The sequence below is a fragment of the Lysinibacillus sp. Y5S-8 genome (assembly GCF_036894365.1).
Lineage (GTDB): Bacteria > Bacillota > Bacilli > Bacillales_A > Planococcaceae > Lysinibacillus > Lysinibacillus fusiformis_D.
Genome location: NZ_CP145889.1, coordinates 447,191 through 459,103 on the forward strand (window position 1 = coordinate 447,191; position 11,913 = coordinate 459,103).

Below are 11,913 nucleotides of genomic sequence, written 5' to 3' on the forward strand. Positions count from 1 at the left end.
AGTGTCAAAATTACAACAACGACTAATGCGTGAACTTCAAGAAAATCGCAATATAAAGATTGTCAAAACCGCTGAATGGTGTATTCCTATTCGAACTGTCAGTGTGACCTATGAGCCAGTTCGGCGTTCAACAATGGATGTTTTAATGACTATGTTACTGTTAAGTATTCAGGAGGCTGATTTTGGAAGTGCCCAGGAATTGAGTGAGCTATTACTGGTCGACCCGTTATTTATTGATGACTTAGTTTCTTTAATGATTCGCGTAAATCTTGTAAAGAGCGAGGAACAGTTTTATAGGCTAACTGAAAAAGGGCAACAGCAGCTAGAACGGGGGATTTTTGAAGAGGAGTTAGAAGTAGAAACATCTACACTTTACTTTAGCCCCTGCCATCAATCATTTCTCACAATTGATATAAATCATGATGAATATGATGAGTTACCAGAGCTATATCGTTATATCGATAAAGAGGCTGAACAACAGGAGCAGTTTGAGGAGTCGCTAGTGATAGCTGCATTACAAGAAGTGAACGCAGAGGAGGAAGAGAACTCCCAAAAAATCATCTCAAAAATTGTTCAAACAGAAGCCCAACAAATTAATGATAGTCCATGTTTAGAGTTTGTTCTTTATGATAGGGAGCAGGATCTACTCTTTGTACGAGTGTGGAATACATTACTTAATCAATGGGATCATCATTTAGAGCAACAGCTTACAAACAAAGAACAGTTAACATGGCGTGAGCAATATTTAACTTAATTCAACTGGTGTTCAAAAGCCAGAACAAAAACGAACGTGTGTCACGTTCGTTTTTGTTTTTATATGATAAATCATAAAGATGGGTAAGAAATTTATAAAATCATTTCGATAAAATGTGGCACTAGCATATATTACTTTATGAAAAGGAGGGGACAGATGTTAACGATTAGCTTATGTATGATTGTTAGAAACGCACAATGTACGATTGAAAGATGCTTAGATTCGGTTCAGCATATAGTGGATGAGATTAATATCATTGATACAGGATCGACTGATCGTACGAAGGATATTGTCCAAAGTTATACCTCTCGAATTTACGATTTTCCCTGGTGTGATCATTTTGCCAAGGCACGAAATTTCTCCTTTCAACAGGCAACAAAGGATTATATTTTATGGCTTGATGCAGATGACGTCATGACACAGGAAGACCAGCACAAGTTGAGTCAACTAAAGCACTCTTTATATCCATCTGTTGATGCTGTAACGATGGATTATTACCTAACTCTTGATCAAGATGGCGTAGTGGAGTGTAGTGAACGAAAGTATCGTCTTGTAAAAAGAGCTAATCATTTTCAATGGGAGGGAGCTGTCCATGAAAATTTAAAGGTATCTGGTCAGCTCTATCATAGTGATATCGCTGTCACGCACTTACCAGTAAAAAAAGATATTCATCGTCCTATTCGTATTTATGAGGGGTTAATAAGGGAGGGGCATTCGCTTTCAGCAAGAGACATATTTTATTACGCGAATGAATTGAAACAGCATCAACGTTATGTGGAGGCGATTAATCAATATCATCTATTTTTGGATAGCGATATAGGTACTACAGATGATCGTATTGAGGCTTGTTTACATGTAGGGGAGTGCTATCGACGACTACACGATGATCAACAAGCACAGCAAGCTATTTTGCAATCCTTCTTATATGATCGACCAAAGCCAGAAGCATGTTGCCGTATGGGCCAATTTTTTATGGAGCAATCAAAACATAAAGAGGCTATTTACTGGTATTCTCAAGCCTTGCAACAAGCTCCTGTCTATTCAATGACGATCCAAAAACGTTGTTACTCCACATGGCTTCCTCATTTACAATTAAGTCTGTTATATAGGGAGCTACGGTTATTTGAAAATGCCTATCAGCATAATCTAGAGGCACAAAAATGGAAACCAAACCATCCCGAAATAAAGGATAACGAAAAATACTTACGCAATCAATTAGGGATATAAATCCTTTTATTGGAAAGGTACATCAATAAACAGGACATAAATAGCTTGGCCAATTAATACAGATACACCAACAACAATCGTCATAAAAATCACATTACGTGGTCTAAAATTTTTTGCCTCCATTAAAAACCTCCTTTAAGATAGAATATTCAGTCAATTAAAGATATGTTTAGATGGAATGAGTATGCATAAGAAAAGAGCAAATTCACACTTAGTGTGAATTTGCTCTTGTTCATTAATCAAGCTTTAACCCTTTCAATGCTTCAGCAAGGGCGTTGTTTACAGGCTCTTCATCTTTTTGTTGTTTTAAATACTTTTGTACGGAGCGTTTATCAACCTTACCTCCGCCTTCTTTTTTTCGTCTTGCCTCAAAGGCTGATAATTTTTCACGATAACCACATTTACACACAAAAATTTGACCATCGCCTTCTCCACGAAGCTCTAATTTTTTATGGCATTGAGGACAGCGTGCATTTGTAGTACGTGAGACATTTTTACGATGACCACACTCACGATCTTGGCAAACAAGCATTTTTCCTTTTTTGCCGTTTACCTCTAGCATCGGTTTACCACAATCTGGGCAGGATTTAGTAGAGATATTATCATGCTTATACTTTTTGTCACTACCTTTAATGTCCGTAACAATTTCCTTCGTATAATTTTTCATCTCGCTAATAAATACATCCTTTTTTAGCTTGCCCTTTGCAATAAGCTCAAGTTTTTGCTCCCAATCCGCTGTGAGCGCAGGTGATTTTAATTCCTCTGGCACTAAGTCGAGTAGTTGACGACCTTTAGAGGTAATATAAATATCCTTGCCACCACGCTTTTCAATTAAGAAAGAATTAAAAAGCTTATCAATAATGTCAGCACGTGTTGCCACTGTACCAAGACCACCCGTAGATTTTAATGTGTCGGCTAATTTTTTATCACTTGTTGCCATATATTTTGCTGGGTTTTCCATGGCTGATAACAAAGTGGCTTCATTAAAATGAGCAGGTGGCTTTGTTTGACCAGATGTTTGAGCAAGAAGTTTTATTTTTAAAATATCTCCTTTATCAATACGGGGAAGTATTTGTTCCTTTACATCATCTGCTGTGTCCTCATCCTCGAAACGATGTTCATACACTTCCTTCCAGCCAGCTAATAAAATCGTTTTTCCACGAGCAATAAAACTTTCTTCGCCAATTTTTGCACGAAGTGTTAGCTGTTCATATTCAAAAGCTGGCAGCAGCACAGCTAGGAAACGCTTTACAACTAGATCATAAATTTTACGTTCTTTATCCGAGAAAGCAGAATAATTCACATAGCCCTCTGTTGGAATAATCGCGTGGTGATCAGATACCTTGCTATCATCGACAAAGGCTTTTGTTGGCTTGATTGGTTTAGTAAGCAGTTTGTTGGCGATGGAGCGATATTCACCTATACCACAAGCCTTTAAGCGTTCAGGTATTGTGGCTACAATGTCTTGAGAAATAAAGCGAGAATCCGTACGTGGATAAGTTAACACTTTATGTTGCTCATATAGCTTTTGCATAATATTCAATGTTTCTTTCGCTGAGTAGCCAAAGATTTTATTGGCATCACGCTGTAATTCAGTTAAATCATAGAGACCTGGGGCAAATGTTTTTTTAGGTTTTTTTTCAATGTCAGCGACGATGGCATGGCTATTTCCTAGTTTTCTTACCAATGTATCTATTTTTTCTTTATCAAAGCTACGACTATTACCATTTTGGTCTTGCCAAGTGAGCTTCAAGTTGTCCGTTGTTTGTGCTTCAATCCCATAATAAGTTTGTGCTTTAAAGTTTTTAATTTCATCTTCGCGCGTCGCAATTATTGCTACAGTTGGTGTTTGTACACGTCCACAGTTCAGCTGTGCGTTAAAGCGGGTAGTTAAAGCGCGAGTAGCATTGAGCCCGATATACCAATCTGCCTCAGAACGAGCTACAGCAGAGGCATAAAGATTATCATAGGCTTTGCCTGGCTTTAGATTAGCAAAGCCATCTTTTATTGCCTTATCTGTTACAGAGGAAATCCATAAGCGTTTTAGTGGCTTTTTGATCTTCACCTTATCGAGTATCCAGCGAGCTACTAATTCACCCTCACGTCCAGCATCTGTTGCAATGATAATTTCGTTTACATCATTCCGTGTAAGCTGACTTTTGACCGCATTAAATTGTTTCCCAGTTTGTTTGATAACTGTTAATTTTAAGCGTTCAGGTAGCATTGGTAAATCTTCAAGATTCCACGTTTTATATTTCACATCATAACTTTCAGGGTCAGCTAGTGTGACAAGATGTCCAAGCGCCCAAGTAACGATATACTTATCTCCTTCAAGGAAACCATTTCCCTTTTTATTACACTTCAGTACACGTGCAATGTCACGTGCTACAGAAGGTTTTTCAGCGATTACTACGCTCTTTGCCATTGTTAACACCCTTTCATAGTTCCATGGTTTTAAATATAGCATAGGTTGAGTGGGTTGGCAGTTGAACTGTAGCGAAATTTGCTAAATATCGATGAAAAGAGTAAACATGTCAGACTTGGAGTTGTTACAGTACTGAAAATAGAAATTTCAGAAAAAACATTGAATTCAGAAAATAAATGTGCTAGGCTAGTGTACATAAAATGAAGCGAAGACTTCAAATATTAATAAAAAAAGGATGCACTTCTTTTATGGGGAATCAAACAATTCAGCAAATGATTCAGGAGAAATATCAAGAGTTGTCCAAAAGTCAGCAAAAGGTAGCTACATTCATATTAAAAAATTTACAGATAGTAGGAGTTCACTCCGCTTCATATGTAGGGGAAAAGGCTGGCGTAAGTGAAACGACAGTTATTCGCTTTTGTTACGCATTAGGCTTATCTGGTTATGCACAATTGCAACGTCAGGTGACAATGCATTTATTTAATGAAGGAAATGAAAGTAGTTTACAAAATTATTTGCAATCTAAGCAGGCTTTTTTTGAAAATCCACGTTTTTATGTAAAGACTATGGAAAAGGATGCATCTCGCATTTTATATATGGCTAAAAACATTGATGAGGAAGATTTTAATCGAGCTTCAGTATTGCTCCATGAGAAGAAAAAAATATATATTGTAGGGATTGGCTCCTCTCATTTAGCTGCACAATGGTTCCACTTTACACTAAATCTTTTGCGACCAAATGTTGTACTGTTAAATTTTGAGACAAGTGAGGTCATACGTGCAATCCAAGAGATTGATGAGGATAGCGTAGTTATTATTTTATCGTTCCACCGTTACTTTAAAGAACCGATCCAATTTGCAGCTGAAATACAAGAAAAAAAATGCGAAATTATTGGCATTACGGATTCACAAATTGCACCTATTACCCAATATGCAACCATTACCTTTGTGAACGAACAACAACAAGAAGTGTCCACAATAGATGCTATGCCAGCACTTATAGCATTTTTAAATACTCTAATAGCAGGAATGACTGCACAAAATCATGACTACTATGAAAATCAGCGCGTAAAATATGATGATTTCGAAAATAGCTTTTTAGCAAACCGATGGAGTTGACTACTATGAACCAAGTTTTACAAGAGTTACAGCCACGTCTGGCAGATATTTTTAAACATTTACATGAACATCCAGAAGTTAGCTGGCAAGAACATAATACAACACAATATATAGCAAATTTATTGAGAGAAGCCCAAATGGAGCCGCATCTTTTTGAAGATATGACAGGGCTTTATGTTGATATTGGTAATGGAATACCTAAAGTAGGGCTTCGCACGGATATAGATGCGCTTTGGCAGGAGGTTAATGGTGTCTTTCAAGCTAACCATTCTTGTGGACATGATGGTCATATGACGATAGCTATTGGGACTGCATTGCTGTTAAAGAATATGGAGCATCTACTTTCAGGTGCTGTGCGCATTCTATTTCAACCTGCTGAGGAAAAGGCCCAAGGAGCGCGGGCATTTGTCGAAAAAGGTATTATGGATGATTTAGAATATTTATTCGGTGTTCATGTTCGACCATTAAAGGAATTACAGGATGGGACGTATGCGCCTGCATTGTATCATGGAGCAGCAAAGCTTTTTACAGGGACCATTATTGGGGAGGAGGCACATGGCGCACGACCAGAACTTGCCATTAATGCAATTGAAGTCGGAGCAGCTATTGTCGAAGGTCTTCAAAAAATTTGGACGGATCCAAATATCTCTGCCTCTGTCAAAATGACACAATTTAATGCAGGAGGCACCTCTACAAATATCATTCCTGGTAAAGCAACTTTTAGTATTGATGCACGAGCTCAAACAAATGAAGTGATGCAAGTAATCACAGAGGGTGTGGAGCGTGTAAAAGCATCTGTTGAAGCGATGTATGGAGCCAAGATATTTTTACAGGTAGATGCCCATATAGTAGCAGCGGTAGTGAATGATGAAGCCTTACAGCATATGAAGGCAGCTATTATTGATGTAGTTGGAGAAAAGGCTTGTGCTTCACCAATTGTGACACCAGGAGGGGAGGATTTTCATTTTTATGCCTATGAACGTCCAAAGCTTAAAGCAACAATGCTTGGATTAGGTTGCGGGGTTACTCCAGGCTTACATCATCCTCAAATGACCTTTAATCAAGATCGGCTTTTAATAGGTGTAAATATTATGACAAAAGCTATTTTGAGAGCATTATAAAGAATAGAAAGAAGAGATAGGTATGATAGATATTAGGGAAATCAAAACAATAGAACAACTTGAGCAAGTTCAGCAATTAGAGTTTGATGTGTGGGGAATGCCTGCTATTCCTCTCCACCAAACGCTTACAGCAGTGAAAAATGGGGGCATCGTTGTAGGAGCCTATCAAGAAGATAAATTAGTTGGTTTTAGTTATGGTTTTTCGGGTTTTCGACAAGGCAAAAGCTATCTATGCTCTCATATGTTAGGGATTGATGAAAAATATCGATCCCTTGGCATAGGTGAAAAGTTAAAGTACAAACAGCGAGCAATTGCTATTGATCGAGGCTATGATTTAATGGTATGGACATTTGACCCCCTTGAAACCCGGAATGCTTATCTTAATCTATCTAAATTAAAAGGTATTTGTTATACCTATATTGAAAATTGCTACGGTGAAATGCAGGATGGCTTAAATAAAGGGCTTCCTTCTGATCGATTTGAGGTAAGCTGGCATTTAACTTCAGATTATGTGGTGAACGATACTGTAATAGAAGTAGCAAATGCAATGCCTGTGGCAAGCTGTGAACTTACAAAGCAAGGTTTATTATGCTTAAAAATAACTGAAAATTTAAAATTTACTGAAGATTTTTATACGCTACCTGTACCTAAGGACTTTCAAGCTTTAAAAGTACAAAATCCTAGCTTAGCATTGGATTGGCGTTTCAAAACAAGAAATATACTAAAGCAGCTATTTTCAGCAGGCTATACCGCTATTCTATTGCAACAACAAGAATACTTTAACGAATATGTTTTAGTGAAAAAAGCAGCTTTAAATTTGGAAGGGGTAAATTAATATGAAAATGTCAGAAATCACAATACGACAATTGAAGATGAAGTTAAAAGCACCGTTTACAACAAGCTTTGGCACGTTTGAAGAGAGAGACTTTTTAGTCCTTGAGGCTAAAGATGAATCCGGGTTGATTGGTTGGGGAGAATCGGTTGCTTTTCATTCACCTTGGTACAATGAAGAAACACTTCAAACAAACTGGCATATGCTCGAAGATTTCCTAATTCCTCTTATTTTAAATAAAGAGATTCATCACCCAGATGAAGTGAGCCAATTATTTGAGCCAATTCGCAAAAACAATATGGCAAAATCAACGATTGAAGGAGCTATTTGGGATATATATGCGCAGCAAACTGGCCAATCCCTAGCAGCAGCACTTGGTGGTAAAAAGGATGAAATTGAAGTAGGTATTAGTATTGGAATACAAAATTCAATCGAGGAGTTAGTTGCGTTAGTTGACGGCTATGTAAAGGAAGGCTATAAACGCATGAAAATCAAAATAAAACCAGGCTGGGATGTAGAGGTTATGCGTACATTAAGGGAAATATTTCCTGATGTAGCCTTTATGGCTGATGCAAATTCAGCCTACCGACTAGAAGATGCAGAAACATTGAAACAACTTGATGCATTTCAGTTAACAATGATTGAGCAACCACTTGCTTCAGATGACATTATCGATCATGCTTCATTGCAAAAATTAATTGAAACGCCAATTTGTTTGGACGAAAGTATCCATTCGTTAGAAGATGCACGAAAGGCTGTCGAGTTAGGGAGCACAAAAATTATTAATATAAAAATTGGTCGTGTAGGTGGCTTAACAGAAGCAAAAAAAATACATGATTATTGTGAGGCCCATAACATTCCTGTATGGTGCGGGGGCATGTTGGAATCTGGTATTGGTCGTGCGCACAATGTGGCCTTAACAACGTTGTCGAATTTTATATTGCCGGGAGATACTGCTGGATCAAATCGTTATTGGGAAAAGGATATTATTGAACCAGAAATAGTTGTAAAAGGTGGTTATATTGAAGTACCACAGCAAGTAGGGATAGGTTATGAAATAAATAGGGAAACGGTTAATTCCTTAACAGTCGCGCAGAAAACATATCAATAAATAGACTTCAGTTTCAAATATTAGAATAGTAGGTGTTCTATGAAAAAAAGTTGGCAGATAGGTGGAGCATTTGTAGGCTTAATTGTTGGAGCAGGGTTTGCATCGGGTCAGGAAATTATGCAGTATTTTACAAGCTTTGGTTTGTACAGTATTATAGGTGCCATTGTCGCCACAATTGCTTTTGCATTTTTAGGGATGAGTTTAGCGCAATTAGGGACAGATCTACAAACAACATCACATAAAGAGGTTATCTATCGTATTGGAGGACGATATGTTGGTATTATTTTAGATATCATCATCACGTTTTTCTTATTTGGTGTCGCTGTTGTCATGTTTGCTGGATCAGGCTCGACATTTCATCAAATGTTTGGCATCAATCCAATGGTCGGCAGTATTTTTATGGTCGTTATAACAATACTAACATTACTATTAAATGTTAATAATATTATTAATTTGATAGCATTGGTGACCCCTTATTTAATGGGTATAATTTTTATTATTTTGATTTATTCTATTTTTACAATGGACTTATCCATTGCAGAGCAAAATGCTTTAGCAAAAGCACAACCATCTGCAGCGTCCAATTGGCTAATGGGAGCACTACTTTATGTCTCCTATAATATCGCTGCGGGTGCAGCAATGTTAATTGTGATGGGTGGAACAGTAACAGATCGCAAAGTTGCTGGTAGAGGTGGACTACTTGGCGGTATAATGCTAGGTATTTTAATCGTACTCATCAATATAGCAATGTTTTCTAAAATAAATGTTGTCGATGGAGTAGCAATGCCAACATTAGAATTAGCAAAACAAATTCACCCTGTAGTAGGAGTCTTAATGTCCATCGCTTTATTAGGCATGATGTACAATACTGCGGTGGGAATGTTCTATTCATTTACAGTTCGTTTTATTGCACCAGACCATAAATATTTTAAAGTGGGTATTGTAGTTATTGGATTAATAGGTTTTGCTGCAAGTTTAGTAGGATTTACTACATTGGTTGGTAAAGTCTATTCAACAATGGGCTACTTAGGTTTTGCCTTAATTATTGCTGTTATCATTTCATGGCTACGTAAACTACCGAAAGTTTTATAAAGAGGAATTTTTCCCTTGTGTTAAAACGAGGGAAATTTTTTGTATTTTGTAATGAAAACAAAATGTACATCATACAGTTAATTTGTGTTCGTGAAATCGTTGAATGCTGTTTTAAGTAAACGTTATGCTCGAAATTATAGAAAAAAGCTATTTGTTGCTAGACACCAAATTTTGAGAATGCTATATTTATGTTGTCATAGTATTTTTATAATTAGGAAAAAATAGAATAATCTATGGATTTGAGTAGTTTTTCCTGATTATAAGGAGTGATGGAGTATAGAGCTAGATGAAGGATGATAGGTGCTTATGGTAAAGAAAACGTTAAAACAAAGAATTGTAGAAGCTTCAGTTGAATTGTTTCAGCAAGATGGTTATCACAATGTAACGGTGGATCGCATTGTGGATTATATTGGGGCATCAAAGGGTGGATTTTATCATAATTTTAAATCAAAAGATGAACTGTTATATGAAATTCATGATGTCTTTATTTCATATGTTATTCAACAATCACAGGATGCATATGACCAATACGATACACCTATTAAACGTCTATGTGCCATGCTGCAAACGCTGACACAAGTGTTCGATATGTATCAAGCACATATTACGATTTTTTATGAAGAGAGTCGTTCACTCTCAGATGAATATAGTGATATTATTCATAAAAAACGAGATCACTATCGAGACATCTTGCAAAAAGTAATAGCAGAGGGCCAGGAAGCAAAGGTTTTTCGTACAGAATTACCTTGTACGATTGTCACGATGGCAATTGTCGGGATGATTAACTGGACATACAAATGGTTTAAGCAATCGGGGCCATTAACAATGGAGCAAATCACAGATGTTTTTACTGATATGGTATTGCGTGCTATTGTGACGGAACAAGCAATGGATGAAGCTAAACAATTTATGATAAAGGGGTAGCCAGTAGGAAACACTGGTTTTATTATTTGTTTTTACAAACCGACTAGTCGGTATTTATCTGTAAGTGATGATCATTGAATTCCATCTATTTATGGCAAATTTGACATTAGGGGGATTAGGGATGAATTTTGAATTAACAAAAGAGCAAGAGATGATTCGAGACATGGTGCGTGATTTTGCTGAAAAAGAGATTAAACCGTATGCTCGTGAGGTTGATGAGACATCAACAATGAGAATAGAGAGCTTTAAGAAGATGGCAGAACTAGGCTTATTGGGTATCCCATTTCCTGAAGAATATGGCGGCTCAGGTGGAGATACGGTGTCCTATGCTTTAGCTGTTGAGGAAATTGGTCGAGCATGTGGGGGTACAGGACTAAGCTATGCAGCTGCTGTTAGCTTAGGAGCTTCACCAATTTACAATTTCGGCACGGAGGAACAAAAGCAGGAATGGCTAGTTCCATTAGCAAAAGGTGAGACATTAGGATCATTCGGTTTAACAGAGCCTAATGCAGGTTCAGATGCTGGTGGCACACGTACTACAGCCGTTATTGATGGCGATGACTATGTTATTAACGGAGAAAAATGCTGGATTACCAATGCAGGGTACGCTCGACAAATTATTGTAACTGCAGTAACGGGTAAACGTGAAGATGGTAAAAAAATTATTTCCTCTATTATTGTGCCAACAAACACACCAGGTGTAACGATTAACTGTAATTATGACAAAATGGGTGTACGTGGCTCCAATACATGTGAAATTGTGTTGCAAAATGTTCGTGTCCCTAGAGCAAATCTATTAGGGGATGAAAAACGAGGCTTTAGCCAGTTTTTAAACACACTAGATGGTGGGCGTATTTCTATTGCCGCACTATCTGTGGGGATTGCACAGGCTGCCTATGAAAAAGCATTGAAGTTTGCACAGGAGCGTGAACAATTTGGTGCACCTATTTCGAAGCTACAGGCGATCCAATTTAAATTAGCCGATATGGCGATGGAAATAGAGCTTGCTCGTACATTAGTACATAAAGCGGCATGGCTAAAAGATCACAAGAAACCATTTGGCAAAGAAGCGGCGATGGCTAAACTATTTGCTTCTGAAATGGGCTTCCGTACATGTAATCAAGCTATCCAAATTCATGGTGGCTCTGGGTATATGAAGGAATATGATGTAGAACGCCATTTACGTGACATTAAGTTAATGGAAATCGGTGAAGGAACATCTGAAATTCAACGTCTCGTCATTTCTCGTCTAATTGGCTGTTAATCAAAATCAATTATGCCTTAGCATAATTGTGTCCGGAATTGGCTT

10 protein-coding genes are annotated in these 11,913 nt (G+C 37.4%); 9 read left to right on the top strand and 1 reads right to left on the bottom strand.

What is annotated here, in order from left to right; genetic code table 11:
- The first annotated feature begins 1 nt into the window (after position 1).
- Positions 2-754, top strand: coding sequence for a hypothetical protein (locus V6670_RS02130; protein ID WP_338652377.1), 753 nt, complete (start codon positions 2-4; stop codon positions 752-754).
- Between the two features lie 156 nt (positions 755-910).
- Positions 911-1,981: a glycosyltransferase gene (locus V6670_RS02135; protein WP_141903947.1), complete on the top strand. Its 1,071-nt coding sequence runs from the start codon at positions 911-913 to the stop codon at positions 1,979-1,981.
- Between the two features lie 235 nt (positions 1,982-2,216).
- Here the strand turns inward: V6670_RS02135 and V6670_RS02140 are convergent, their stop codons facing one another.
- Entirely contained in the window at positions 2,217-4,406 is a 2,190-nt protein-coding gene (locus V6670_RS02140; protein WP_338652380.1) for a DNA topoisomerase III, read from the bottom strand.
- 248 nt (positions 4,407-4,654) lie between these two features.
- On the opposite strand from V6670_RS02140, the gene V6670_RS02145 reads away from it, so the two are divergent.
- The 7 genes from V6670_RS02145 (at position 4,655) to V6670_RS02175 (ending at position 11,868) form a co-directional block, all read left to right on the top strand.
- Positions 4,655-5,524: a MurR/RpiR family transcriptional regulator gene (locus tag V6670_RS02145; RefSeq protein ID WP_338652382.1), complete on the top strand. Its 870-nt coding sequence runs from the start codon at positions 4,655-4,657 to the stop codon at positions 5,522-5,524.
- Positions 5,525-5,529: 5 nt separating this feature from the next.
- The gene (locus V6670_RS02150; protein WP_141903944.1) at positions 5,530-6,645 is read left to right on the top strand and encodes a M20 peptidase aminoacylase family protein; all 1,116 of its coding nucleotides are present in this window, start codon (positions 5,530-5,532) and stop codon (positions 6,643-6,645) included.
- Positions 6,646-6,667: 22 nt separating this feature from the next.
- A complete protein-coding gene (locus tag V6670_RS02155) occupies positions 6,668-7,480 on the top strand; it encodes a GNAT family N-acetyltransferase (RefSeq protein WP_141903943.1) in 813 nt (270 codons plus the stop codon).
- A gap of 1 nt (position 7,481) precedes the next feature.
- The gene (gene menC / locus V6670_RS02160; RefSeq protein ID WP_141903942.1) at positions 7,482-8,588 is read left to right on the top strand and encodes an o-succinylbenzoate synthase; all 1,107 of its coding nucleotides are present in this window, start codon (positions 7,482-7,484) and stop codon (positions 8,586-8,588) included.
- 39 nt (positions 8,589-8,627) lie between these two features.
- Positions 8,628-9,680 (top strand): hypothetical protein, encoded by a 1,053-nt coding sequence (locus tag V6670_RS02165; RefSeq protein ID WP_338652384.1) that lies wholly within the window; start codon positions 8,628-8,630, stop codon positions 9,678-9,680.
- 306 nt (positions 9,681-9,986) lie between these two features.
- Complete coding sequence (locus V6670_RS02170; RefSeq protein ID WP_089933046.1) at positions 9,987-10,604, top strand: TetR/AcrR family transcriptional regulator; 618 nt, start codon at positions 9,987-9,989, stop codon at positions 10,602-10,604.
- A gap of 121 nt (positions 10,605-10,725) precedes the next feature.
- Positions 10,726-11,868: an acyl-CoA dehydrogenase gene (locus tag V6670_RS02175; RefSeq protein WP_036117490.1), complete on the top strand. Its 1,143-nt coding sequence runs from the start codon at positions 10,726-10,728 to the stop codon at positions 11,866-11,868.
- The last annotated feature ends 45 nt before the right edge of the window (positions 11,869-11,913 follow it).

Bases quoted from the DNA above. Each gene is read 5' to 3' on its own strand.
- V6670_RS02135 (WP_141903947.1), top strand. From the start codon at position 911: ATGTTAACGATTAGCTTATGTATGATTGTTAGAAACGCACAATGTACG.
- V6670_RS02140 (WP_338652380.1), bottom strand. From the start codon at position 4,406: ATGGCAAAGAGCGTAGTAATCGCTGAAAAACCTTCTGTAGCACGTGAC.
- V6670_RS02145 (WP_338652382.1), top strand. From the start codon at position 4,655: ATGGGGAATCAAACAATTCAGCAAATGATTCAGGAGAAATATCAAGAG.
- V6670_RS02150 (WP_141903944.1), top strand. From the start codon at position 5,530: ATGAACCAAGTTTTACAAGAGTTACAGCCACGTCTGGCAGATATTTTT.
- V6670_RS02155 (WP_141903943.1), top strand. From the start codon at position 6,668: ATGATAGATATTAGGGAAATCAAAACAATAGAACAACTTGAGCAAGTT.
- menC (WP_141903942.1), top strand. From the start codon at position 7,482: ATGAAAATGTCAGAAATCACAATACGACAATTGAAGATGAAGTTAAAA.
- V6670_RS02165 (WP_338652384.1), top strand. From the start codon at position 8,628: ATGAAAAAAAGTTGGCAGATAGGTGGAGCATTTGTAGGCTTAATTGTT.
- V6670_RS02170 (WP_089933046.1), top strand. From the start codon at position 9,987: ATGGTAAAGAAAACGTTAAAACAAAGAATTGTAGAAGCTTCAGTTGAA.
- V6670_RS02175 (WP_036117490.1), top strand. From the start codon at position 10,726: ATGAATTTTGAATTAACAAAAGAGCAAGAGATGATTCGAGACATGGTG.